The sequence below is a fragment of the Micromonospora sp. IBHARD003 genome, from assembly GCF_056106285.1.
In genome coordinates this window covers 2,094,395-2,119,403 of record NZ_JBWBBX010000001.1, presented here as the reverse complement: position 1 = coordinate 2,119,403, position 25,009 = coordinate 2,094,395, and the positions used below count along the sequence as shown (strand labels likewise).

At 70.8% G+C, this 25,009-nt stretch carries 20 protein-coding genes; 9 read left to right on the top strand and 11 right to left on the bottom strand.

The window, feature by feature from the left end; translation table 11 throughout:
• Nucleotides 1-16: 16 nt before the first annotated feature.
• Nucleotides 17-1,111 carry a mechanosensitive ion channel family protein gene (locus ACTWOL_RS09425; protein WP_474296144.1) on the bottom strand — a complete coding sequence of 365 codons (1,095 nt, stop codon included), beginning with the start codon at nt 1,109-1,111 and terminating at the stop codon, nt 17-19.
• Nucleotides 1,112-1,134: 23 nt separating this feature from the next.
• Between ACTWOL_RS09425 and ACTWOL_RS09420 the strand changes: the two genes are divergently transcribed.
• Complete coding sequence (locus tag ACTWOL_RS09420) at nt 1,135-1,713, top strand: dienelactone hydrolase family protein (RefSeq protein WP_474296143.1); 579 nt, start codon at nt 1,135-1,137, stop codon at nt 1,711-1,713.
• A gap of 11 nt (nt 1,714-1,724) precedes the next feature.
• On the opposite strand, the gene ACTWOL_RS09415 is transcribed toward ACTWOL_RS09420, so the two are convergent.
• From ACTWOL_RS09415 to ACTWOL_RS09395, 5 genes are all read right to left on the bottom strand, one after another.
• Nucleotides 1,725-3,329: a serine/threonine-protein kinase gene (locus ACTWOL_RS09415; RefSeq protein WP_474296142.1), complete on the bottom strand. Its 1,605-nt coding sequence runs from the start codon at nt 3,327-3,329 to the stop codon at nt 1,725-1,727.
• Nucleotides 3,330-3,362: 33 nt separating this feature from the next.
• Entirely contained in the window at nt 3,363-5,018 is a 1,656-nt protein-coding gene (locus tag ACTWOL_RS09410) for an alkaline phosphatase D family protein (protein WP_474296141.1), read from the bottom strand.
• A 209-nt stretch (nt 5,019-5,227) separates the two neighbouring features.
• Nucleotides 5,228-6,049 carry a thioredoxin domain-containing protein gene (locus tag ACTWOL_RS09405; protein WP_474296140.1) on the bottom strand — a complete coding sequence of 274 codons (822 nt, stop codon included), beginning with the start codon at nt 6,047-6,049 and terminating at the stop codon, nt 5,228-5,230.
• A 61-nt stretch (nt 6,050-6,110) separates the two neighbouring features.
• Nucleotides 6,111-6,734, bottom strand: a complete 624-nt coding sequence (locus ACTWOL_RS09400; RefSeq protein ID WP_474296139.1) for a hypothetical protein — start codon at nt 6,732-6,734, stop codon at nt 6,111-6,113.
• Between the two features lie 141 nt (nt 6,735-6,875).
• A complete protein-coding gene (locus ACTWOL_RS09395; protein ID WP_474296138.1) occupies nt 6,876-8,204 on the bottom strand; it encodes a DUF2252 domain-containing protein in 1,329 nt (442 codons plus the stop codon).
• A 181-nt stretch (nt 8,205-8,385) separates the two neighbouring features.
• Here ACTWOL_RS09395 and dnaE point away from each other — a divergent pair, with 181 nt between their 5' ends.
• On the top strand, nt 8,386-11,925 hold the full coding sequence (gene dnaE / locus ACTWOL_RS09390; protein ID WP_474296137.1) for a DNA polymerase III subunit alpha: 3,540 nt from the start codon (nt 8,386-8,388) through the stop codon (nt 11,923-11,925).
• A gap of 127 nt (nt 11,926-12,052) precedes the next feature.
• On the opposite strand, the gene ACTWOL_RS09385 is transcribed toward dnaE, so the two are convergent.
• Nucleotides 12,053-12,226 (bottom strand): hypothetical protein, encoded by a 174-nt coding sequence (locus ACTWOL_RS09385; protein WP_474296136.1) that lies wholly within the window; start codon nt 12,224-12,226, stop codon nt 12,053-12,055.
• Between the two features lie 226 nt (nt 12,227-12,452).
• On the opposite strand from ACTWOL_RS09385, the gene ACTWOL_RS09380 reads away from it, so the two are divergent.
• The 4 genes from ACTWOL_RS09380 (at nt 12,453) to ACTWOL_RS09365 (ending at nt 16,377) form a co-directional block, all read left to right on the top strand.
• Nucleotides 12,453-13,715, top strand: a complete 1,263-nt coding sequence (locus ACTWOL_RS09380) for an NYN domain-containing protein (RefSeq protein ID WP_474296135.1) — start codon at nt 12,453-12,455, stop codon at nt 13,713-13,715.
• A gap of 28 nt (nt 13,716-13,743) precedes the next feature.
• Complete coding sequence (locus ACTWOL_RS09375; RefSeq protein ID WP_474296134.1) at nt 13,744-14,727, top strand: ABC transporter ATP-binding protein; 984 nt, start codon at nt 13,744-13,746, stop codon at nt 14,725-14,727.
• Between the two features lie 142 nt (nt 14,728-14,869).
• Nucleotides 14,870-15,703 (top strand): ABC transporter permease, encoded by an 834-nt coding sequence (locus tag ACTWOL_RS09370; protein WP_474296133.1) that lies wholly within the window; start codon nt 14,870-14,872, stop codon nt 15,701-15,703.
• 143 nt (nt 15,704-15,846) lie between these two features.
• Nucleotides 15,847-16,377 (top strand): hypothetical protein, encoded by a 531-nt coding sequence (locus tag ACTWOL_RS09365; RefSeq protein ID WP_474296132.1) that lies wholly within the window; start codon nt 15,847-15,849, stop codon nt 16,375-16,377.
• An 825-nt stretch (nt 16,378-17,202) separates the two neighbouring features.
• Here the strand turns inward: ACTWOL_RS09365 and ybaK are convergent.
• The 4 genes from ybaK to ACTWOL_RS09345 form a co-directional block, all read right to left on the bottom strand.
• The gene (ybaK, locus tag ACTWOL_RS09360) at nt 17,203-17,700 is read right to left on the bottom strand and encodes a Cys-tRNA(Pro) deacylase (RefSeq protein WP_474296131.1); all 498 of its coding nucleotides are present in this window, start codon (nt 17,698-17,700) and stop codon (nt 17,203-17,205) included.
• A 34-nt stretch (nt 17,701-17,734) separates the two neighbouring features.
• Nucleotides 17,735-18,475: an LON peptidase substrate-binding domain-containing protein gene (locus ACTWOL_RS09355; protein WP_474296130.1), complete on the bottom strand. Its 741-nt coding sequence runs from the start codon at nt 18,473-18,475 to the stop codon at nt 17,735-17,737.
• A 5-nt stretch (nt 18,476-18,480) separates the two neighbouring features.
• A complete protein-coding gene (locus ACTWOL_RS09350) occupies nt 18,481-19,530 on the bottom strand; it encodes a hypothetical protein (protein ID WP_474296129.1) in 1,050 nt (349 codons plus the stop codon).
• 306 nt (nt 19,531-19,836) lie between these two features.
• Nucleotides 19,837-21,453 (bottom strand): hypothetical protein, encoded by a 1,617-nt coding sequence (locus ACTWOL_RS09345; protein WP_474296128.1) that lies wholly within the window; start codon nt 21,451-21,453, stop codon nt 19,837-19,839.
• Nucleotides 21,454-21,837: 384 nt separating this feature from the next.
• On the opposite strand from ACTWOL_RS09345, the gene hisD reads away from it, so the two are divergent.
• Genes hisD through hisB form a run of 3 tightly spaced genes read left to right on the top strand, consistent with a single transcriptional unit; the run spans nt 21,838 to nt 25,009 of the window.
• Complete coding sequence (hisD, locus tag ACTWOL_RS09340; protein ID WP_474296127.1) at nt 21,838-23,235, top strand: histidinol dehydrogenase; 1,398 nt, start codon at nt 21,838-21,840, stop codon at nt 23,233-23,235.
• Nucleotides 23,232-24,419, top strand: a complete 1,188-nt coding sequence (locus tag ACTWOL_RS09335; RefSeq protein WP_474296126.1) for a histidinol-phosphate transaminase — start codon at nt 23,232-23,234, stop codon at nt 24,417-24,419. Before hisD ends, ACTWOL_RS09335 begins: the two co-directional genes overlap by 4 nt.
• Complete coding sequence (hisB, locus tag ACTWOL_RS09330) at nt 24,416-25,009, top strand: imidazoleglycerol-phosphate dehydratase HisB (RefSeq protein WP_474296125.1); 594 nt, start codon at nt 24,416-24,418, stop codon at nt 25,007-25,009. The genes ACTWOL_RS09335 and hisB overlap by 4 nt, the downstream gene beginning before the upstream one ends.

The window sequence follows — 25,009 nt, the reverse complement described above, 5'->3', positions numbered from 1 at the left end:
TGTGCTGTCCGGGGAGCTACCCCCGTCCGGTGCGACGGGGAACGCTCTCCTCCTGCTCGGTGCGGTACCCCGGCGCTTCCACCGCCATCGCCGTCGTGATGCGGGGCAGGGCGTACGGATGGTGGTCGCACAGCCAGGCGATGAGCTGCTCGCGGACGGCGCAGCGCACCGTCCAGATGTCGTCCGCGTCCTTCGCGGTGACCACCGCCCGTACGACCATCGAGTTCGGTGTGGTGTCCGTGACCGCGAGCGACCAGTCACGGCCGTCCCACGCCTTGCACTCGTGCAGGATCTCCTGGAGCTTCTCGCGCATCTCGTGCACCGGCGCCGAGTGGTCCAGATGGAACAGGACCGTGCCGGTCATCTGCGCACCGCCGCGCGACCAGTTCTCGAACGGCTTGCTGGTGAAGTACGACACCGGCATGGTGATCCGCCGCTCGTCCCAGGTCCGCACGGCGAGGAAGGTGAGGGTGACCTCCTCCACGGTGCCCCACTCGCCGTCGACCACGACCGTGTCGCCGATGCGCACCATGTCACCGAAGGCGATCTGGAATCCGGCGAAGAGATTGCCGAGCGTGGACTGTGCGGCGACACCGGCGACGATGCCGAGGACACCGGCGGATGCCAGCAGGGAGGCGCCCAGTTTGTCCATTCCCGGGAAGGTCAGCAGCATCGACGCGAAGGCGACGACACCGACGATGGCGGTGACGATCCGCTGCACCAGCGTCACTTGTGTCCGCACCCTGCGAACCCGCGCCGGATCACGGGTGGTGGCCGCGTAGCGCGAGTACGTGGACTCGACCACGGCGGCGGCGATCCGCACCACGAGCCAGGCGGACGCGGAGATCAGCACCAGGGTGAGCACATGGCCGATCAGCTGCTCATGGGCCTCCACGGCCGTGATGTGCGTCTCCCCGTACGTGCCCCTCAGCAACGCGGCGAGCAGCACCACCTGCAGCGGTGTGCGGCAGCGGCGCAGCAGACCCCACAGCGGGGTCTCGGTGTGCCGGGCGTCGGCACGGCGGAGCAGCAGGTCCGCCAGCCACACCAGCAGCAGCGTCACCGCCACCGAACCGGCCAGGACGATCATCGGGCGCAGCACGTTCTCCATGTCCTCGAACGTAACCTGACCGCATGGACATCATGCTTTTCCATTCGGTGTACGGTCTGCGGCCGGCCGTGCGCTCGGCTGCCGGGCGGCTGAGTGACGCCGGTCACCAGGTGTGGACGCCCGACCTCTTCGAGGGACGTACCTTCGATTCCGTCGAGGAGGCCATGGAGTTCCGTGCCGAGGTCGGCGTCGACGAACTCCTCAAGCGCGCGGTCCTGGCCGCAGCTCCCCACTCCGAGCGCGGACTCGTCTACGCGGGCTTCTCACTCGGCGCGGCCGTGGCCCAGAATCTCGCGCTCGGCGACGAGAAGGCACGCGGTCTGCTCCTTCTGCACGGTACCTCCGACATCGCGAACAATGCCCAGGTTGATGAACTGCCCGTGCAGCTGCATGTGGCCGACCCCGACCCGTTCGAGACGAACGACTGGCTGACGGCCTGGTATCTCCAGATGGGCAGGGCAGGGGCCGAAGTGGAGATCCACCGCTACCCGGGCGCGGGGCATCTGTACACCGACCCGGACCTGCCCGACTACGACGAGGAGTCGGCCGAGCAGACCTGGCGGGTGGCGCTCGGCTTCCTCGACTCGCTCGCGCAGGACTGACGCGGGGGATCTCAGGGCCGGTTGCACCGGCCCGCCGGGCTGCTCGCCGGCGGCCGGCACTGCAGCCCGTAGTCGTCGGGGCTGGTGCTCAGATAGCGGCCGATGCAGGAGTTCGCCGTGGTCCTGCCGCGCTCGGCGCAGAAGTCCAGCGCGGCTGCGCCGCTGCCGAAGGGACCCGGTGCGTAGATCACCCAGAAACCGGGCCGGAGGGAGGCGTAGTCGTCGCTGCGCAGGACATCGGCCTCGGGCACGGTCGCGCGGATGCCGGCGAGACGGCGGTCGCGGGCGGCGGTACCCGAGGCGACCGGCTCGGAATAGAGCTGGGCGATCCAGCGCCCGGGCGACGGGGGCGAGTTGTGGCCCGCCGCGGCGGACGAGGGGGCCGTGCCCGGCGTGCTGGAGACGGGTGCCGGGGCCGGGACCGGCGCCGTCCGCGGAGAGGCCGTCCGCGCAGAGGCCGCCGGTGAGGAGCGCGTGGCCGGTGCCGCACTGCCGGTGGTGCCACCGGGGCCCTTGGCGTCCTGGGCGCCTCCCGACCCCTGCCGGTGCAGGGTGAACGCGAGCGCGGCGGCCGCGGTGATGGCCACGGCCACCGCGATCACGGCGACGACCACGGGCGTACGGCCGCGTCCCCGGCCCTCCGCCTGGGACGGCCGGGAGTGCTCGGGAACGGTGGGACGAGGGCTGTCCAGCTGCGTGGGTACGGGCGGTACGGGCGCCGGCCGTGGCGGCACCTGCCGTGTCAGCGTGGGCGCCGACCAGTCCGGTGTGCCGCCGGCCTCCACCCGCGCCAGCATCGCGTCCAGTTCCCCGGCGCCGGGCCGTGCCGCGGGATCCCGTACCAGCAGCGCCTCCAGCACCGGGGCGATCGGTCCGGAGCGGACCGGGGGCGGGACCGGGTCGTCGAGCACCGCGGCCAGGGTGGCCAGGGTCGAGTCCCGGCGCAGCGGGCTGACACCCTCCGTACACACGTACAACACCAGCCCCAGCGACCAGAGGTCGGACGCGGGGTTGTCCCTGTCGTGGCCGCGGACCCGCTCCGGGGCGATGTACTCGGGCGAACCGATCAGCTCGCCGGTCATGGTGAGCGCGGCCGAGCCCTCCAGCGCCGCGATCCCGAAGTCGGTGAGCACGGCGGTAGGGGCGCCGTCCCCGGTCGTGCCGCCCGGCCCGGGGGAATCGCCTGCGCGCAGCAGGACGTTGGCGGGCTTGACGTCCCGGTGCTGAATGCCCGCAGCGTGCGCGGCGTTCAGCGCGGCGAGCACCTGGCGGCCGATGCGCGCGGCCTCAGCCGGCGCCATCGGGCCCTCGGCGAGCCGCTGCTGCAGCGAGAGGCCCGGCACCAGCTCCATCACGATCCACGGATGGGGCTCCGCGTCAACGATATGATGGACCGTCACCACATGGGGATGGCTGATCCGTGCGAGCGCCCGGGCCTCGCGCAGCACACGCTCCCGTACGGCGGCGGACGCCCCCGCATCGGATCTGACCGCCTTCAGGGCGACTTCGCGGTGGAGCACGGTGTCGCGGGCCCGCCACACCGTGCCCATTCCTCCACTGCCGAGCGTCTCGATCAGCTCGAAGCGCCCGTCGATCACATCCCCCGACGCGTTCATGGCGCCAGGTTAGAGGAACCGGAACCCGCCCGTTCAGCGCACCGGCTGGTTCACTCTCTCGACCTTCTGCGTCCCGTTCAGCGTCCGGTACGAGCGGCTCCAGGAGGCGGTCGCGTCGGGCTTGGACTTGTCGGACACCGTGTAGTAGTCCATCTGCGAGCGCTCGGCGGTCACATCGAGGACGCCGTAGCCGTGGTGGTCCATGTCGACCCACTTCACATGGCGGTTGGCGGCTTTGATCGCGGTCGCCGCGACCAGGGAGAGCGTGCCCGGAGCGATGTGCAGGATGTCGTCCAGGTTGTCCGAGGTCACCGAGGTCACCACGAACTCGGTCGCGGCCGACTGCGACAGCGGATACGTCGCCGCCTTCACCGGAACGTCGTTGGCCCAGGCCATGTGGATGTCACCGGTGAGGAAGACGGTGTTCTTGATGCCCCGGTCCGTCAGGTGCTTCAGCAGCTCCTTGCGGTCGTCCGTGTAGCCGTCCCACTGGTCCACGTTGACGGCCAGGCCCTCCTTGGGCAGCCCGAGCAGCTCGGCGATGGGTCCGAGCAGATGGGCCGGGAGCGAACCGAAGGCGACCGGCGAGATCATCACCGAGGTGCCGACCAGCTTCCAGGCCGCATCCGATGCCGCCAGGCCCGACTTGAGCCAGTCGAGCTGGGCGCGGCCGGTGATCGTGCGCTCCGGGTCGTCGACCTTGCCGCTGCCCACCGAGGCCTGCTGGGAGCGGAACGAGCGCAGGTCCAGCAGATGCAGATCGGCCAGCTTGCCGAAGCGAAGCCGGCGGTAGACGGTGCCCTCGGTGGAGGTGCGCACGGGCATCCACTCGAAATAGGCCTGCTTGGCGACCGCGGCGCGGGCCGCGTAGTCGCCCTCGGTGCCCGGGGTGTGGTTCTCGGCGCCGCCGGACCAGGAGTCGTTGGCTATCTCGTGGTCGTCCCAGATCGCGACGAGCGGGTGGGCGGCGTGCATCGCCTGCAGGTCGGCGTCGGTCTTGTACTTGCCGTGCCGGGTGCGGTAGTCGGCGAGGCTGAGGATCTCGTGCTTGGGCTCGTGCTGCCGTACGACGTACTTCTCCTCCGGGTAGCCGCCGGTGCCGTACTCGTAGATGTAGTCGCCGAGGTGGAGGATCGCGTCCAGGTCGGCGCGGGCGGCCAGATGGCGGTACGCGGCGAAGTAGCCCGACTCCCAGTTGGCGCAGGAGACGACCCCGAAGCGCACGCCGGACGCGCTCGCGTCGACGGCGGGCGCGGTGCGGGTGCGGCCGACGGGGGAGACCGCCGTGCCGGCGGAGAAGCGGAACCAGTAGGCGGTGGACGGCCGCAGGCCGCGCACATCCGCCTTGACGGTGTGGTCGGCGGCCGCGGTGGCGGTGGTCCGGCCGCGGGCGACGACCCTGGTGAACGCCCTGTCCTCGGCGACCTCCCAGTCCACATCGGTGGCGGGGCCCTTGCCGGAGCCGGGCACGGCGTCGGAGGCCGCAGTGACCCGGGTCCACAGCAGCACACCGTCGGGAAGCGGGTCGCCCGAGGCGACGCCGTGGAGGAAGGCGGCGCCCTGTGCGTCTGCGGCGTGGGCGGTGGAGGCGGCCGCCAGCGCGGGGGCGGCGACAGCGGTGGTGGCGACAGCGGTGGCGGCGGCTTTGACGACCGAGCGCCGGCTGGGAGTTGTGGGGAGTCTGGTCACGGCCGGTCAGACTACTGACCGGTAAGACCAACGGATAGGTGAACGACAAAAGTTCGTCCAGCCGTTGGGAGAAGTGCCGCGTTCCGTTACCCGCCGAGGGCCGGGGGACCTGGCGATGCGCTCGGTCGCGGTCGTCGGCCGAGTCCGGAGAACGCGACGGGGGGTGCGGCCATGAGCCGCACCCCCCGTCGTATGCCGGGAGCGGACGCCTACTTGCCGGCGATCGCCTTGTCGACCGCGGCGGTGAAGTCGGCCACGCTCATGGGCGCGTTCTTGCCGTCGGCGCCGGTCAGCTTCTTGCCGTCCATGACGAAGGACGGAGTGCCCTCGACGCCGGACTTGTTGTCGTCGAACCTCTTGGACATCTCCAGCGCCCAGCGGTCGTAGGTGCCGCCCTCGACCGCCTTGCGGAACGACTCGTTGCTCTTCAGCGAGGGCACCTTGTCGGCCACCTTGATCAGGAAGGCGTCGTCCTTGAACTTGTCCTCCGTCTCCTTGGGGTGGTTCTCGGCCGAGTACAGCTCGCGCTTGTACGCGAGGAAGGCGTCGGGGCTGACATTCAGCGCGGCGCCCATCGCGCTGAGCGCGTTGCGGGAGCCCTCACCGGGGATGTTGCGGTCGATGAACGTGGCGCCGATGAACTCGACCTTGTACTTGCCGCTCTTGAGGTCCTTCTCGATGGTCGGGCCGACGGTCTGCTCGAAGCCGGCGCAGACGGGGCACCGCGGGTCCTCGTAGACCTGCAGGGTCTTCTTGGCACTGGCCTTGCCGAGCAGGACCGTCGTGCCGTCCTCGCCCGTCGTGTTGTTCGGCTTGACCAGCTTCGCGTTCTTCGCGGCCTCCCACGCGCCGGGCTTGGTGGCCTGCATGATGAGGTATCCGGCACCGCCTGCCGCGGCGAGTACGCCGACGATCGACGCGGCGACGATCAGCTGCCGCCTGACCTTGTCCTTCTTGGCCTGACGCTCGCGCTCCGCGCGCATCCGCTCGCGGGCGGCTGCCTTGTTGGCCTGGCTGTTGCGTGCACTCATCTTTCGGTTCTCCGTGTCGGTGTGTGGCTGTGGACGGGTGGGTGTGCGGGGACTGCCGCTTTCAGGCAAGAGCGAGAGCCATCGGCGGTGGTCCCCTCCGTCCCACGGAGTGAACGAGCAGTAGGGGCTTTCCGGAGCGCGGGCGGCCGAAAGGACGCGATGTGCGCCCCGGACGGCGGGCGCAGGACCCGGTGGTGGCCACCGCGATCAGCAGCGGCCGGAAGGCGAAGGCCGCGACGGCCCGCAGCAGACCCGCGAGGGCCGCCTCGCCGTGCCGCAGCCACGCGGCGGCGATCAGTCCCACGGCCACGTGCGCGGCCAGCAGCAGCCAGGGCACGGACGGATCGGGGGAGTCGAGCAGCGAGGCCGTGCGGCCCCGGGCGGTGGTCACACCCGGAAGCGGAGCGCCGACGCCGCCGCAGAGGACGTCCACGCCCACCGAGCGGAGCGAACCGGCGACCGGGCCGCCCGCGGCGCCGTAACAGACGTGCTGACCCGTGGTGAAGACCGTGTCCGCGGCCAGCTCCAGCGGGACGAGCACGGCGGCGATCGGACCGTAGGCGCGCTCGCGACGCCCGGCCAGGGCGTAGGCCAGCAGGAACACCCCGGCCGCCACGGCACACACGGTGCCCAGCGGCAGCGGCACACGGGAGAGCAACACATGCGAGGCCACGGACAGCGTCACGACAAGTGCCGAGAAAATCGCTGCCCGTAGCCCTCTGAGCCCGGTTCCTGATACGTCCATCAACCGAGGAGTGTGCCACGGTCCGAGATAAACGCCCCTTAAGGCCCTGACCGCGGTATCCCGCAGTAACACCCCGCCGTACTAGGCCAGACCCGGGATCCGGCCGTTGCGGAAGAGATCCACGAAGATCTGGTGGTCGGCCCGGGCGCGCGCACCGTAGCTGTGCGCGAATTCCACCAGCAGGTCCCCGAAGCCGTCCTCGTCCGCCGCGATCGCCGCGTCGATGGCCCGCTCCGTGGAGAACGGCACCAGCGAGTGGCCGCTCTCGTCGTCCGCCGCCGCGTGCATCGTGGCCGTCGCCCGTCCGAGGTCCGCGACGGTCGCCGAGATCTCCGCCAGGTCGTCGATGTCCGACCAGTCGAGGTCCACCGCGTACGGCGAGACCTCCGCGACCAGCTGCCCGGCCCCGTCGAGCTCCGTCCAGCCGAGCCACGGGTCCGCGTGGTCCTGCAGGGCCCGCTGCGAGATCACCGTGCGGTGGCCCTCGTGCTGGAAGTAGCCGCGCACCCGCTCGTCGGTGATGTGCCGCGAGACCGCCGGGGTCTGCGCCTGCTTCATATAGATCACGACGTCGTTCTCGAGGGCGTCGCTGTTGCCCTCCAGCAGGATGTTGTACGAGGGCAGCCCGGCCGAGCCGATGCCGACGCCACGCCGTCCGACGACGTCCTTCACCCGGTAGGAGTCGGGGCGCGCGAGGCTCGCCTCGGGCAGGGTCTCGAGATAGCCGTCGAAGGCCGCCAGCACCTTGTACCGCGTCGCGGCGTCCAGCTCGATCGCACCGCCGCCCTCGGTGAAGCGCCGCTCGTACTCCCGGATCTCGGTCATCGAGTTCAGCAGCCCGAAGCGGGTCAGCGCACGGGCGCTGCGCAGCGCGGTGAGCAGCGGGCCCTCGGCCGTGTCCAAAGTGAAGGGCGGCACCTCGTCGTTCTTGGCGCCCGAGGCCAGCGCGTGGATGCGCTCGCGGTAGGCGGCCGCGTAGATCCGCACCAGGTCGGAGATCTGCTCGTCACTGAGCGCCTTGGTGTAGCCGATCAGCGCCAGCGAGGCGGAGAGCCGCTTGACGTCCCAGGTGAAGGGGCCGACGTAGGCCTCGTCGAAGTCGTTGACGTTGAAGATCAGTCGGCCGTTCGCGTCCATGTACGTGCCGAAGTTCTCGGCGTGGAGGTCGCCGTGGATCCACACGCGGCTCGTGCGCTCGTCCAGATACGGACCGCTGTTCTGCTCCCGCTCCAGGTCGGCGTAGAACAGGCACGCCGTGCCCCGGTAGAAGGCGAAGGCCGAGGCGGCCATCTTGCGGAACTTCACCCGGAACGCGGCCGGGTCGGCGGCCAGGAGCTGGCCGAAGGCAGTGTCGAAGACGGAGAGGATCTCCTCGCCGCGCTCGCCGGCCGTGGGCTGGTGGACCGACATCGCTGGGTGCCTCCTGGTACATGAGAAACGTAACGAAAGCGGACAGGGTGTTCCGTCCCGTTCAACGCACGACGGTAGTCCTGAGTGCCCCGCGATTGTCACTGGGGAGCCGTAGACTTCGTCGCTGTCCCCCCAGACAGCCCGCAGTCTGTCTCCTACCGTTTCCCGGAGGCCTTCCGTCGTGACCAAGCCGCCTTTCACGCACCTTCACGTCCACACCCAGTACTCCCTGCTGGACGGTGCGGCGCGGCTCAAGGACATGTTCAACGCCTGCAACGAGATGGGCATGACGCACATCGCCATGAGCGACCATGGCAATCTGCACGGTGCGTACGACTTCTTCCACTCCGCGCAGAAGGCCGGGGTCACCCCGATCATCGGCATCGAGGCGTATGTCGCCCCCGAGTCCCGGCGGAACAAGCGGAAGATCCAGTGGGGCCAGCCGCATCAGAAGAGGGACGACGTCTCCGGTTCGGGTGGTTACACCCACAAGACCATCTGGGCGGCGAACTCGACGGGTCTGCACAACCTCTTCCGGCTCTCCTCGGACGCGTACGCCGAGGGCTGGCTGCAGAAGTGGCCCCGTATGGACAAGGAGACCATCTCCCAGTGGTCCGAGGGCCTGATCGCCTCCACCGGCTGCCCCTCGGGCGAGCTGCAGACCCGGCTGCGCCTCGGCCACTTCGACGAGGCCCTGAAGTCGGCCGCCGAGTACCAGGACATCTTCGGCAAGGACCGCTACTTCCTGGAGCTGATGGACCACGGCATCGAGATCGAGCGCCGGGTCCGCGACGGACTCCTCGAGATCGGCAAGAAGCTCGGCATCCCGCCGCTGGTCACCAACGACTCGCACTACACCTACGCCCATGAGGCCGGCGCCCATGACGCGCTGCTGTGCATCCAGACCGGCAAGAACCTCTCCGACCCGGACCGCTTCAAGTTCGACGGCACCGGTTACTACCTGAAGTCGACCGACGAGATGTACGCCATCGACTCGTCGGACGCCTGGCAGGAGGGCTGCCGCAACACCCTGCTGGTCGCCGAACAGGTCACCACCGAGGGCATGTTCCAGCAGCGGAACCTGATGCCCAAGTTCGACATCCCCGAGGGCTACACCGAGGTCTCCTGGTTCCGCGAGGAGACCATGCGCGGCATGGAGCGCCGCTTCGCCGGAAACATCCCGGAGGATCGCCTCAAGCAGGTCGAGTACGAGATGGACACCATCATCTCGATGGGCTTCCCGGGCTACTTCCTCGTGGTCGCCGACTTCATCATGTGGGCCAAGAACCAGGGCATCGCGGTCGGCCCCGGCCGCGGCTCGGCAGCCGGCTCGATCGTGGCCTACGCCCTCGGCATCACCGACCTCGACCCGATCCCGCACGGTCTGATCTTCGAGCGCTTCCTCAACCCCGAGCGCATCTCGATGCCCGACGTCGACATCGACTTCGACGAGCGCAGGCGCGTCGAGGTGATCAGGTACGTGACGGAGAAGTACGGCGCCGACAAGGTCGCCATGATCGGCACCTACGGCACCATCAAGGCCAAGAACGCGATCAAGGACTCCGCGCGCGTCCTCGGTTACCCGTACGCGATGGGCGACCGGCTCACCAAGGCGATGCCCGCCGACGTCCTCGGCAAGGGCATCCCGCTCTCCGGCATCACCGACTCGAGCCACCCCCGGTACTCGGAGGCCGGCGAGATCCGCGGGATGTACGAGAACGAACCCGACGTGAAGAAGGTGATCGACACCGCCCGCGGCGTCGAAGGCCTGGTCCGGCAGATGGGCGTGCACGCCGCCGGCGTGATCATGTCCAGCGAGACCATCACCGACCACGTTCCCGTCTGGGTGCGGCACACCGACGGCGTCACCATCACCCAGTGGGACTACCCGAGCTGCGAGTCGCTCGGCCTGCTGAAGATGGACTTCCTCGGCCTGCGCAACCTCACGATCATGGACGACGCCGTCAAGATGGTGAAGGCCAACAAGGGGATCGACATCGATCTGCTGAGCCTGCCGCTCGACGACCCCACGACCTTCGAACTGCTCCAGCGCGGCGACACCCTCGGCGTCTTCCAGTTCGACGGCGGCCCCATGCGCTCGCTGCTGCGGCTGATGAAGCCCGACAACTTCGAAGACATCTCCGCCGTGTCCGCCCTGTACCGGCCGGGCCCGATGGGCATGAACTCGCACACGAACTACGCGCTGCGCAAGAACGGCCAGCAGGAGATCACCCCGATCCACCCCGAGCTGGAGAAGCCCCTCGAGGAGGTCCTGGCCGTCACCTACGGCCTGATCGTCTACCAGGAGCAGGTGCAGAAGGCCGCCCAGATCATCGCCGGGTACTCGCTCGGCGAGGCCGACATCCTCCGCCGCGTCATGGGCAAGAAGAAGCCCGAGGAGCTGGCGAAGAACTTCGTCCTCTTCCAGGAAGGCGCCCGGAAGAAGGAGTACAGCGACGAGGCCATCCAGGCCCTGTGGGACGTGCTGGTCCCCTTCGCCGGCTACGCCTTCAACAAGGCGCACTCCGCCGCGTACGGCCTCGTCTCGTACTGGACCGCGTACCTCAAGGCCAACCACCCCGCCGAGTACATGGCGGCGCTGCTCACCTCGGTCAAGGACGACAAGGACAAGTCCGCGGTCTACCTGAACGAGTGCCGGCGCATGGGCATCAAGGTCCTGCCGCCCAACGTGAACGAGTCCTTGTCGAACTTCGCCGCCCAGGGCGACGACGTCATCCTCTTCGGTCTGACCGCCGTCCGTAACGTCGGACAGAACGTCGTCGAGTCGATCATCAAGTGCCGCAAGGCCAAGGGGAAATACTCGTCCTTCCCGGACTTCCTGGACAAGGTCGAGGCGGTCGTCTGCAACAAGCGGACCGTCGAGTCGCTCATCAAGGCCGGTGCCTTCGACGAGATGGGCCACACCCGCAAGGGCCTGGTCGCCCAGCACGAGCCCATGATCGACAACGTGGTCGCGGTCAAGCGCAAGGAGGCCGAGGGGCAGTTCGACCTCTTCGGCGGCATGGGCGACGAGGAGAGCAGCGAGCCGGGCTTCGGCCTCGACGTCGAGTTCTCCGACGTCGAGTGGGAGAAGTCGTATCTGCTCGCGCAGGAGCGCGAGATGCTCGGCCTCTATGTCTCCGACCACCCGCTCTTCGGTATCGAGCACGTGCTCAGCGACAAGACGGACGCGGCGATCTCCCAGCTCACCGGTGGTGAGCACGCGGACGGCGCGGTCGTCACCATCGGCGGCATCATCTCGGGCCTGCAGCGCAAGATGACCAAGCAGGGCAACGCCTGGGCGATCGCCACCGTGGAGGACCTCGCCGGATCCATCGAGTGCATGTTCTTCCCGGCGACCTACCAGCTGGTGTCCACCCAGCTGGTCGAGGACACGGTCGTCTTCGTCAAGGGACGGCTCGACAAGCGTGAGGACGTGCCCCGGCTCGTCGCGATGGAGCTGATGGTCCCCGACCTCTCGTCGGCGGGCACCAACGCACCCGTGGTGATCACCATCCCCACGGTCAAGGTCACCCCGCCCATGGTCAGCCGTCTCGGTGAGATCCTCGGCCACCACAAGGGCAACACCGAGGTGCGCATCAAGCTCCAGGGCGCCCGCAAGACCACGGTGCTGCGGCTCGACCGGCACCGGGTGCAGCCCGACCCCGCCCTCTTCGGCGATCTGAAGGTACTGCTCGGCCCGTCCTGTCTGGCGGGCTGACGACGGCCGGGGCCCCGGCCCCGGCCGTGTCTCGTCCTGCACGTTCGAAGGGCGCCCCCGTCGTTATCGGGAGCGCCCCTCGGGTGTTGTGCCGATGCGTCGGAGCCGGTCGACGCGCGGCCTCGCGTCAGTTGTGGCCGAAGCGCTTCTGACGGCCCTTGTGTGCCATGTCGGTGGGGGTGACCTGAGCCGCCCGGTGCTCGGCCTGCGCCTCCATCGACGAGGAACGGGCCTGCTGCGCGCCGCGCTCGGCGTTCGACGCGGCCGGCTGCTTACGCTCGCGGTTCTTGTTCTTGGCCATGGTGATGCCTCCGTAAGGGAACTAGGGGCCAGGGCCGCCATCAGCCTCACACAGGCGTATCCGCACCGCATTTCGGATCATTGCCCTGAGTAATCGACCGCTGTTACGGTGCCGCTTCACCAATCCGCCACGCCGATGATCGAGTTCCGGACGTCAACCGTCCGGCGGTGGGGCAGACTCGAAGCAAACCCCGAGCAACATCCGATCCCGAGGTTCCCGGAAGAGGGTGGAACACGTGGACCGCTGCGTCGTCCTGGTGGACGCCGGCTATCTGCTGGGCGCCGCCGCGAGTCTTCTCGCCGGAGAACCGGCCCGTTCCCGTATCACCGTCGACCACGCCGCGCTCATCCACGGGTTGCGTGAACGCGCCGAAGCCGACACGGAACGCCCCCTGCTGCGCATCTACTGGTTCGACGGCGCCCCGGACCGCGTCCCCCAGCCGGAGCACCGGCGGCTGCGCGTCATGCCCAGGGTCACCGTCCGGCTGGGCGCCCTGACCCGCAGCGACGGCCGCTGGGCCCAGAAGGGCGTGGACGCCGCGATGCACGCCGAGCTCACGGAACTCGCCAGGAACCGCGCCTGTTCCGACATCGTGCTGGTCACCGGCGACGGCGATCTGCTGCCCGGTCTGATGTCCGCCAAGGAACACGGCGTCGCCGTGCACCTCTGGGCCGTCCAGGCCGCTGACGGCGACTACAACCAGTCGGAGGACCTGGTCGCCGAGGCGGACGAGCGCCGTGTCCTCGACCGGGCCTGGATCACCCAGGCCGTACGGGCCAAGGACCCCGCCGGAGTCTGCGCCCCGCCGCCGGCGCCGCGCCCCGAGATCGCCGCGATCCTCTCGGCGCCGCTCCCCGAGGCCGCACTGGCCGCGGCGGGCGGCGCGGCGGACGACGCCCGCGCACAGGTAGCGGAGGTGGGCCGCAACGGCTCGGCCGCAGCGGCGGGCGACGTGGCCGCGCCGCCCACCGGCCCGGCGGGCGGAGTCAAGGGCGTCCCCACTCCCAAGGACCTCGCGGGGCTGCGCGGCCCGGCCACCCCGGCCGACCGGCAGCCGGCCGGTGCCACCCTGCGCTGGTCGTCCGACAAAGGCTGGATCGAGCGGCCCGGCGGCGGGACGCTCGGCGAGCCCCCGGAGAGCGCGTCCCTGCCGACCCTCGCCCAGCTCACCAGCGCCGAACAGCGCTGGGCGGACCGTGAGGAGGACATCACCACGGTCGGCGGCGACCCCTACGAGGTCGGGCAGGTCTTCGCACGGCGCTGGATGGAGCGGCTCCCCGACCCGGCACATGTGCAGAAACTGTCCACCATGTACCCGCGCATCCCGCACCGCATCGACGGGGAACTGCTGCGCTACGCGGCCCGTTTCGGACTCCTCGCCCACAAGGACGACCAGATCGACGAGCACGACCGCTATGCGATCCGGGCCGGATTCTGGCGTGAGATCGATGTCCGGGCCGCCGCGGAAACCGCCCCCGCGGCGGAATAGCGCCCGGGACCCCTTAGGCTCGTCCCTCGTGAGTACGGTGTGCGTGGTACGGGATCTGGTCAAGACGTACCCGGCCGCGCGTGCCCGGCGCGGGACCCCCGCCACCCCGGAAGTGCGCGCCAGCGACGGCATCTCGCTGACCGTTCGGTCCGGCGAGATCTTCGGGCTGCTCGGGCCCAACGGCGCGGGGAAGTCGACCCTGGTCCGTCAGCTCACCGGTCTGATGCGACCGGATTCCGGCTCCGTCGACGTACTCGGCCACGACCTGGTGCGCCATCCCGAGCGGGCGGCACGGCTCATCGGCTACCTCGGTCAGGAATCCACCGCGCTGGACGAGCTGACCGTGGCGCTGGCGGCCGAGACGACCGGACGGCTGCGGGGGCTGGGTGCCCGCCAGGCGCGGGCCGAGCGCGACACCGTACTCGAGGAGCTGGGACTGACCGGGCTCGCCGGGCGCCCCCTGAGGAAGCTGTCCGGCGGACAGCGGAGGCTGGCCTGCTTCGCGGCCACGCTCGTCGGCGAGCGGCCGGTGCTCGTCCTGGACGAGCCCACCACCGGGATGGACCCCGTCGCCCGGCGCGCGGTCTGGGCCGCGGTCGACCGGCGGCGCGCCGAGCACGGTACGACCGTGCTCCTGGTCACCCACAACGTCATCGAGGCCGAGACCGTCCTCGACCGCGTCGCCGTGCTCGAACGCGGCAAGGCCATCGCCTGCGACACCCCCGCCGGACTCAAGGAACGGGTCGCGGGCGAGGTACGGCTGGACCTGGTGTGGCGCGACCGGGCGCCCCTGGAGGTCCCCGAGGTCGCCGCGCTGCGGGCGTTCGCCCAGGAGTCGGGTCGCCGCTGGGTGCTGCGGCTCGCCCCGGACGAGGCGCGAGCGGCCGTGGCCGCCGTGACCGGCGGCGAGGCGTTCGCGGCTCTGGACGACTTCACCCTGGCGACGCCGAGCCTCGAGGACGTGTATCTGGCGCTCGGCGGGCATGCGACGAAGGGCCTGGTGAAGGCATGAACCCCGCCGTCACGCCGGCGCCGGGCCGCTGCCGGGCCCCGCGGTGGGCGGGCGCGTCCCAGGGGCTTGCCAGCGCCGGGGAGCCCGGGCGTGGCACAGTAGGCCCTCACGTACCGAACAGGAGCAGCGCCAGGTGAGCATCGTGCCCGCAGAGGCTGCGTCCGCGAACGTGCGGGGTGCGCGGACCGCGACCCACACCGCCCCCGCCGGGCCCGGCGAGGCCGCACCGCTCGCCCCGCGGGCCCGGCTGCTGCCCTCGCTCGCCGCGGTGTACCGGGCCCAGCTGTCACGAGCGCGGGTCGCGCGGATCCCGCTGCTGTTCGTGGCCACCTTCCAGTCCGTCGGGATCATGGTGCTGATGCGGGGCGTCGTCGACGGCGGCGCCGAGGCACGGGCCGTGGTCGCCGGATCGTCCGTCCTGGTCGTCGCCTTCGTCGCGCTCAATCTGCTCGCCCAGTACTTCGGGCAGCTCCGGGCCGGCGGCGGTCTCGACCACTACGCCACGCTGCCCGTGCCGCCCGCGGCGGTGGTCCTCGGAGCGGCCGGCGCGTACGCGTCGTTCACCGTGCCCGGGACGATCGTGACGGCCGTCATCGGCTCGGTGCTGTTCGGGCTGCCGCTCACACATCTGTGGGTGCTGGTCGCGGTGATCCCGCTCGCGGGCGCCGCGCTCGCCGGCCTCGGCGCGGCCCTCGGGCTGCTCGCACCCCGCCAGGAGCTCGCCACCCTGCTCGGGCAGCTGGGTATGTCCGCCGCCCTGCTGCTGGGCGTGCTCCCCGCCGGCCGGCTGCCGGAGCCGATCGCGTACGCACGGGACCTGCTGCCGTCGACCTACGGGGTCGAGGCCCTGGCCCGCACTTTCGACGCCCATCCGCACTGGCCCGCCGTGGCGCTGGACCTCGCCGTGTGCGCCGTGGTCGGCGTGGTGTCCCTCGGCATCGCGACCTGGGCCTACCGTCGGGCTGCGGTGCGCTGAGGACGGCCGGTGAGGCGAGGCACAGGGACGTTTGGCACGATGTCAGGGTGACCGCACCCCTGACGCCGCCGCATCAGCCCCCGCCGCATGACGCGCCCTACTCCCCGTATCCCCTTCCGCCCGGGGACACAGAAGGGCAGGACATGAAGAGCGAGCTGCGGGCAGCCGTGATCGTCCTGCCGGCCGTGGTGCTGGCCGGGGTCGGGCTGGGGCTGCTGTGGCTCTGGCTGGCCCCGCACGTGGGTCTGGTCGCCACGGACAAGGCCGTGTTCGTCATCGACACGGAAGGCGAGCAGGCTGCGGGCGCGGACGGCACCTTCGTCCTGCTGGCCCTCGGTTTCGGGGCACTCAGCGCGGCACTGGCCTTCTGGTTCTTCCGGCGCGGCGGAATCGCCGTCGTCGCGGCGCTCGCGCTGGGCGGGCTGCTCGCCTCGGCCCTGGGCTGGGGCATCGGCTACTGGCTCGGTCCCGAGCACGACGTCGTCGCCCATGCGCGTGCGGTCGGGCAGGGCGTCACGTTCGACGCGCCCCTGCAGTTGCGCTCCCATGCCGCCCTGCTGGCCTGGCCCATGGCCGCGATGCTGGTCCACCTGGCCCTGACGGCGCTCTTCGGTCCCCGTGACCCGGAACCGGAGTGGCCCGTGCCGCGGCTGAAGCAGGACGACCAGGGCTGAGGCGCTGCGCTTGGGCGGGGCCGGTGTGGTTGTTGGGCTTGGTCGGGGCCTTGGCGGCGCCCGGGGTGTCCGTCCTCAACGCCGGACAGGCTGGGTGGGTGCCCCGTGCCGTGGGCGCGGCCGGTGTGTCCGTCCTCAAACGCCGGACGGGCTTGATATGCGCGCCCGGTGCGGTGGGGTGGGGCTCCTCCGGGCATGGCCTCACCCCCGGGCCGCTTGCCGGCTGCGGGAAGGGGGGACGCGGAGGGATCGTGTCCGGGACACTCAAGCTCCCCCAGACTCCGTCTGGGGGGACCCCCATTGTGGCGCGCAACCCGAGTGGTGCCGCAACGGCAGGGGTAAGGCGCGACGTAAATCATGCCGTCCAGGGCGCGAGGCCCGCGGCGGCCCCCAACGTCCACCCCACGCCCCGGGCACGCCCCACACCCCAAGCCCGTCCGGCGTTTGAGGACGGACACACCGGCCCCGCCCACGCCAGAGGGCACATACCCAGCCTGTCCGGCGTTTGAGGACGGACACCCCGGGTGCCGCCGCGGCACCGGCACACACCAAGCCGTCCGCGAGGGCGCACCGCCGCGCCCGCGCCAGGGGCAAGCCCGACCACCCAAGGCCGTCCGCCGATTGAGGACCGGATCAGGCAGGCCGGCGGCCATGGTTGGCGCGGTGCTTCCGGATGCGCCACTTGCGCTTGCGGGTTCGCTTCGACATCAGGCCCCCCTGGGCTCGGGCTGTCCGTCCTACGGTCGTACCCGAGGACCCGTACGCCGTCGAGGGGGCAGGGGCGTCTTCCGGACTGCGCCGCGCACCGCGCGCCGCCCCGCAGGGCTACTCCCGGCCGATCGGGGCGATCACCGCATCCGTCAGCGCCGCCAGGTCGGACGGCGCCAGCTCGACCTCCAGACCACGGCGGCCTGCCGAGATACAGATGGTCGGATGCCCCGAAGCCGAGGCGTCGAGGACGGTGCGCAGCCGCTTGCGCTGGCCCAGAGGGGAGATACCGCCCCTGACATAGCCCGTCGTACGTTCCGCCGCCGCCGGGTCGGCCATCGCGGCGCGCTTCCCGCCGACCGCCGTGGCGAGGGCCTTCAGATCGAGCTGCCCGGCCACCGGGACGACCGCGACCGTGAGCTCACCGTCCACATCGGCGACGAGGGTCTTGAAGACCCGCTCGGGGGAGACCCCGAGGGCCTGCGCGGCCTCTTCTCCGTACGACGGCGACGCCGGGTCGTGCTCGTAGGCGTGCACGGTGAAGTCCGTGCCGGCGGAGGTCAGAGCCACCGTGGCCGGGGTGCCGCCCTGTTGCTTCCTGGACTTCTTCGCCAATGGTCTCGTCCTCTGCTGTCTCTCTTCGCCCGGATCAGTTGGGGCTGGTCGGCGCGCGCGTCAGTTCCACCGCGGGCAGCGACGGAAGATGCCGGATCACGGCGGTCTCGGAGCGCAGCAGTCTGAGCTCCTCGCGCAGCCGGGTGGCCGTGTCCGGGGCCTGGAGCAGCCGCTGCTTGGCCGGAGTGTCCAGTACGGCCGCCGCAGCCACCAGGTACGACACCACGGACGGTTCGTCCGGCAGGTCCGCCGCCGTGGACAGCGAGCGCTCCCGCGCGCCCGCCAGCCGCTTCTGATAGCTGCGGAACGCCCTCAGCACACCCTCGGCGAGCGCGCCCGCCTCGTCCCCCGGCTCCTCGGCGATCTCCTCGAGCTCGGCGGTCAGAAACGGGCCGTCGGCGTCGACGGACAGCAGCTTCACCCGGGTGGTACCGGTGGCCAGGACCTCGAAGCTGCCGTCCGAGCGCTCGCGGATCGTTGCCGCGTCGGCGACGCAGCCCATGGCGTGGAACGCCTGGATCGGGTCCGGGCCGAATCCGGCCGCGGGTCCCTTCTCGGGCAGCGCGGTCTGGTCGGGCATCCCGGGGGCCGTCGGCGCGACTTCGCGGCCGTCGCGGATGGCGACCACGGCGAACCGGCGGGGTTCGGACTCGTCCGTCTTCAGCAACTCGCGCATCATGGCGCGATATCGCTCCTCGAAGACGTTCAGCGGCAGCACGAGGCCAGGGAAAAGCACCGCGTTGAGCGGAAAGAGGGGCAGGCGAGCGGTGGTCACAGCGGTCAAGCGTAATGGCCGCCGGACGGGCTCCGTCCTGCCTGTCTGCGGATCGGACGGATCGGCCGTGCGGGCGACTGCCGGAGGGGCATCGTGGAGGCGACCTCGATCCGTACGCCGTCGCGTGCCTCCAGGAAGCGGCCCAGCGGATCGTCCGTCAGATGCATCCAGGGAAACGAGGTCGCGAACGGGCCGATCAGCCGGAACTGCTCCAGTGCCTCCGCCCAGCGTCCGCGTGAGATCAGCACGTACGCCAGCAGATTGCGCACTTCCGCCGGCCAGGGATCGCCCGCGCCGTAGAGGGCGGACAGCGCGAGCGCCCGGTCCGCCGCGGCGTCGACCCGGTCCGCCTGGACGGGGGCGGGTCGGCCGTTCTGCAGCACGGTGAACGCGGCCCTCGCCGGCAGCGCCTGCACCAGGGATCCGGGCAGCGCGTCCTCGGCCGCGCGTTCGGCGAAGTCGAAGCACTCGCGGTGCGAGCCGTACCAGACGGCGGAGAGGTACTGGAGCGCGGCGACATGGCAGCCGTAGTGGTGCGGGGAACGCCGTACCGCCTGCTCCCACAGCGCCTCGAACGCGGTGTGGGTGGCGTGGGTGCCCCGCGCGTGGTCGAGCGCCAGCCGCCAGGGCACGGGATCACGGGGACTCGCCTCCGCGGCCGCGCCGATCAGCGGTCCCACCTCGCGCAGCTGCTCGGTACGGGCGGGGGACTCCCAGGCCCGGCGCACCGCGAGTTCGGCCTTCACCAGCAGGGCGTCCGGATCGCGGGGCGCGGCGGTGAGCCACTGGGCCAGCCAGTCGCCCCGGTTGTAGGCGAAGGCCGCGAGCCGCATCACATAGCGGTCGCGGTCCTCCCATTCCGCGGCCTCGCGCGTGGTGGCGAGCAGCTTGGCGGCGGGCTCGTGGTCGCCGAGCGCCGCCGCGACGAGCGCCGGCCCGAGCCGGGCGTCGGGCACGTCGAGCAGCACCGTGTCGTCCGGCGGCAGCCCGTCGGCGAGCCGCGGGGTGTGCCGGACCATGCGGGCGGTGCTGATCAGGGCACGGAGGAGAGACATGGTGCGGACCATTGAAAGACGCAGGTGAGGGCCGCGCCAGGGGGCATCTGTGAAGTTTTGGTAGGAGTGGAATGGTTGTCCTGATGAAGGTCAAGAAAACGCAAAGGAGTGCGGCATTCCGGCGCCTGCACGCCGGGCAGCGGCAGGCGTACGCGGGGCGCTCGTGCGCTCTGCGCGGGGCTCCCGCATGAGGCACTTCGCGCCCCAGCGCTCCAGTGCACCCCGGCTTCCGCGCACTGCACGCCCCGGTGCCCCCGGGCGGCAGCCCGGTGGCGTGCCGCCCGGCGCCCGGGCGCCCGGCGTCCGTCAGCTCCGTCTGAGGAGCCTGGTGGCCCCCGCCGCCACCGTCGTGGCGAGCACCCAGCCGAGCAGGATGAGGACCGCCGCGAGCCACTGCCAGCGGCCCTCGAGGCGCCAGTAGCCGTCCTGGCCGAGATTGATCACCGGAAGCAGCAGGTCCAGGGCGAACAGGGACGGGTTCCACTCCGGGTGCTCGTCGGATTTGATCGCCGCCGGATCGTGGTGCGAGAAGGCGAGCGCTCCGGCCGCCCACAGCACCGCCATCCACAGCGCGGCCCGGCCCGGTCGGTAGCCGTACGCCACGGTCCAGTCCTGCAGATAACCCCAGAGCTTCGCGGCGAGTGGCAGGGTCTCGCGCCGCCGCCGCTGTTTGGCGAGGAGCACCTCGCGCGCGTCCGCGTCCTCTCCGCTGTTGCGCAGCACCGTCGCCAGCCGTTCGTAGGGCTCCGGAGCGTATTCAGGGGTGGCCGCGGCCACCCACTCCAGCCTGCGGGCGAGCGGGAAGCGGCTGTACGGGACGAGGTTCTCGTACACGAATCCGCCCATCGCCAGACCGCCCGGCCCCGGCCAGCTCGTCGACAGGTCGATCAGCGTGACGACCTTCGCGCCGTTGAGCACGACGCGGCCCTCCTCCGGGCGCTCCCCGTTGAAACGCAGTTCGGGGGTGACGATCCTGCGCAGCGAGAGCTCTTCCCGCCGTGCGGTGCACAGCACGAAGCGGGCCTTGTAGAAGTCCACGGCATCGCCGAAGCGTCCGTCGTCCAGCCGCACCCCGCCATGGCATTCGAAGCGCCGCTCACGCGAGCCGGGGCTCTGGCCACCGACGGCCGTTCCGTCGGTCACCACGCCGAACGGGGGAGTACCCCCTTGTTCGCCCGTCGTGGTCACCCACGCCCGGGTCATGTAGAGCGTGCGTTCCACGGTCAGCTGGGGGGCGTTGAGCGCGCGCCGGCCTTCCGCCGCACGCAGCCGGCTGCCCCGCAGACTCAGTGACACGCCGACCTTGGCGCCGCGCAGACTGACCTCGCCGTAGGTGTCGATCAGCTCGGCCTGCAGATCCTGGGCGACAGACAGTCCGTCCGCCGCGATGGCGCGTCCGCGCAGGTCGGGCCAGACCTGGATCTGGTTGATCAGCAGGTCCGTGCCGATCTGCGCGTCCGTGAGCCGCATCCCGCGCGCGATGCGGCAGCGCGGCAGATGGAGGTCCCCCTCGGTGTGCAGTCGGGCACCTTCAAGCCGGGGTATCGCGCAGCCGACCATCCGCAGCGTCGTGAACCGGGCCTCCGGGAACTCCAGCTCGTGCTCGAACCGGCAGGCGGTCAGCTCGACGTACGGCCCGATCGTTCCGCCGGCGAGCTTCAGCCGTCCTGTGATGAACGCACCGCGCAGTTTGAGCGCGCAAACCCGCCCCGGTCGCGCGGGCGGGCCGCTGAGCAGCAGCCGGGCGATCACATCGGCCCGCACGCTGCGCTCGGGGCCCCAGGTCCCGCCCGAGAAGGGATCGTTCAGCAGCGGATTCGCGTCCCGTAGGTCGCAGGTCCTCCCGTCCTCGAACGAGGTCCACAGGGCCAGCTCGGCCCTGGTGAGATCGTCGGGCATGTCGATGCCCTGCGGCTCGGTCAAGGCCGCCCCCTCGCTTTCCCGGTTGCTCCCCGGTTCGTACAGCCGTTCTTCCCGCTGAGTAACGGACTGAACGCTAGTGGTCATGAACGACTGCTGTGACACGCGGTATGGCGAGAAGCGCTCGCTGAGCGGTGGTGGCGCGGTGACGGATGCACGCGCGAGTGGCGCGAAAGCACCCCCCGGGAGGTGCGGCAAGCGCCGGCGGGCAAGGGCCGACGAGGAGGGCCGGCGAGGAGGGGGAGACGGTGACGGCCGCGGAGTTCGGTACGGCGGACGTCCCGGTGAAGGGGGCGGGTGGGGAGCCCGTCGGCGACGGGCGGAGGGGAAGTATCAGCCAGTGATACGGGCGCCCGTCCCTTGGAGCGCGTCTGCGAGAATTGACCCGTGATCTCTCGAATCGATCTGCGTGGTGACGCCCTTCCCGGGGGTGCCGCCCTGCGCGACCTGCTGCCCCGTGCCGAGTTCGACGTGGAAGCCGCCCTGGAGAAGGTCCGGCCCATCTGCGAGGACGTGCATCATCGTGGCAACGCGGCGCTGATCGAGTACGCGGAGAAGTTCGACGGTGTGCGCCTCGAGCGGGTGCGGGTGCCGGCGAAGGCCCTCGCGGCGGCGCTGGAGCAGCTCGACCCCGAGGTCAGGGCGGCACTGGAGGAGTCGATCCGCCGGGCCAGGATCGTCCACCGGGAGCAGCGCCGCACCACCCACACCACCAAGGTCGTGCCCGGCGGCACGGTGACCGAGAAGTGGGTTCCGGTCGAGCGCGTGGGGCTGTACGCGCCCGGCGGCCGGTCGGTCTACCCCTCTTCCGTGATCATGAACGTCGTACCGGCGCAGGAGGCCGGCGTCGAATCCATCGCGCTCGCGTCGCCGCCGCAGAAAGAGTTCGGCGGTCTGCCGCACCCGACGATCCTCGCCGCCTGCGCTCTGCTCGGCGTCGACGAGGTGTACGCGGTGGGCGGCGCCCAGGCCGTTGCCATGTTCGCGTACGGAACCAAAGGCACCGACGGGACCGAAGGCACCGACGGAACCAAAGGCGCCGACGGGTGCGCCCCGGCCAATATGGTGACCGGCCCCGGCAATGTCTGGGTCGCCGCCGCCAAGCGCTACTTCACCGGGCGGATCGGTATCGACACCGAGGCCGGCCCCACCGAGATCGCCGTCCTCGCCGACGCCACCGCCGACCCGGTGCATGTCGCCGCCGACCTGATCAGCCAGGCCGAACACGACCCGCTGGCCGCGGCCGTCCTGGTCACCGACTCACCCGAGCTGGCCGACGCGGTCGAGCGCGAGCTGGACCCGCAGATCGCCGCGACCAAGCACGTCGAGGACCGGATCGTGCCGGCACTGACCGGCAGGCAGTCCGCGATCGTCCTCGTCGACGGCATCGAGGAGGGCCTGCGCGTGGTCGACGCGTACGGCGCCGAGCACCTGGAGATCCAGACCGCCGACGCCCCCGCCGTCGCGAACCGGGTCCGCAACGCGGGCGCGATCTTCGTCGGCCCCTGGGCACCGGTCTCCCTCGGCGACTACTGCGCGGGCTCCAACCATGTGCTGCCCACGGGCGGCTGCGCGTGTCACTCGTCCGGGCTCTCCGTCCAGTCCTTCCTGCGCGGCATCCACATCGTGGACTACACGCGCGAGGCGCTGGCAGAGGTCACCCACCACGTGGTGACGCTGGCGGAGGCGGAGGACCTGCCCGCGCACGGCGCCGCGCTGAAGGCGCGTTTCGGTGGAAGTGTCCCGGGCAGGGCGAGCGGCGGAAAGGTGTCCGAGAGCACGTGAGCACCAGGCAAGTGAGCACCACCCCGGTGAGCGGGGACGACGTCGGCATCGACGACCTCCCCATCCGGGACGAACTGCGCGGCAAGTCCCCCTACGGCGCGCCCCAGCTCGACGTCCCCGTACAGCTCAACACCAACGAGAACCCGTACCCCCTGCCCGAGCCGCTGGTCGAGCGCATCGCCGAGCGGGTCCGGGAGGCCGCCCGCGGCCTCAACCGCTACCCCGACCGGGACGCGGTCGAGCTGCGTACCGAACTGGCGAGGTACCTCACCCGCACCGGGAAGCATCCGGTCGCCCTCGAGAACGTCTGGGCCGCCAACGGCTCCAACGAGGTCATCCAGCAGCTGCTGCAGACCTTCGGCGGACCGGGGCGCACCGCCATCGGTTTCGAGCCCTCGTACTCGATGCACGGCCTCATCGCCCGAGGCACCGGCACCGGCTGGATCTCAGGACCCCGGGGCGACGACTTCACCATCGACGCGGAGGCGGCCACGCGGGCCATCGCCGAGCACCGTCCCGACGTGGTCTTCGTCACCTCGCCCAACAACCCGACGGGCACGGCCGTCGACGCCGAGACGGTCCTCGCGCTGTACGAGGCCGCCCAGCGGGCCAGGCCCTCGCTGGTGGTCGTCGACGAGGCGTACGTGGAATTCAGCCACCGCCCCTCCCTGCTGCCGCTGCTCGAGGGCAGGCCGAATCTGGTCGTCTCACGGACCATGTCCAAGGCGTTCGGGGCGGCGGGGCTGCGGCTCGGCTATCTCGCCGCACACCGGGCCGTGGTCGACGCGGTCCAGCTGGTGCGGCTCCCGTACCACCTGTCCGCCGTCACCCAGGCCACCGCGCTCGCGGCCCTGGAGCACACCGATACGCTGCTGAAGTACGTCGAGCAGCTCAAGGACGAGCGGGACCGGCTGGTCACCGAGCTGCGTGCGGCCGGTTACGAGGTCACGGACTCCGACGCCAACTTCGTCCAGTTCGGACGGTTCGACGGCGAGGGCGGCGCCCACCGTATGTGGCAGAGGCTCCTCGAGCGGGGGGTCCTCGTCCGGGACAACGGCGTACCGGGCCGGCTGCGGGTCACCGCGGGCACCCCCGAAGAAAACGACGCGTTCCTCGATGCGGTTCGCGCACTCAAGAGTTCCGTGGGCGACACCCCCACACCCCCGAAGGAGCAGAAGCCATGAGCCGCGTAGGGCGCGTGGAGCGCACCACGAAGGAGACGTCCGTCCTCGTCGAGATCAACCTCGACGGCACCGGGCAGGTCGATGTGGCCACCGGGGTCGGCTTCTACGACCACATGCTCGACCAGCTCGGCCGCCACGGTCTGTTCGACCTCACCGTCAAGACGGACGGCGATCTGCACATCGACTCGCACCACACCATCGAGGACACCGCCCTCGCGCTCGGCGCCGCCTTCAAGCAGGCCCTCGGCGACAAGGTCGGCATCTACCGCTTCGGCAACTGCACGGTGCCCCTGGACGAGTCGCTCGCCCAGGTGACCGTGGACCTGTCGGGCCGGCCGTACCTCGTGCACACCGAGCCGGAGAACATGGCGCCGATGATCGGCGCGTACGACACGACGATGACCCGGCACATACTGGAGTCGTTCGTCGCCCAGGCGCAGATCGCCCTGCACGTCCACGTGCCGTACGGACGCAATGCCCACCACATCGTGGAGTGCCAGTTCAAGGCGCTGGCCCGGGCCCTGCGCTATGCGTCGGAGCGCGACCCGCGCGCCGCCGGAATCCTGCCTTCCACGAAGGGCGCGCTGTAA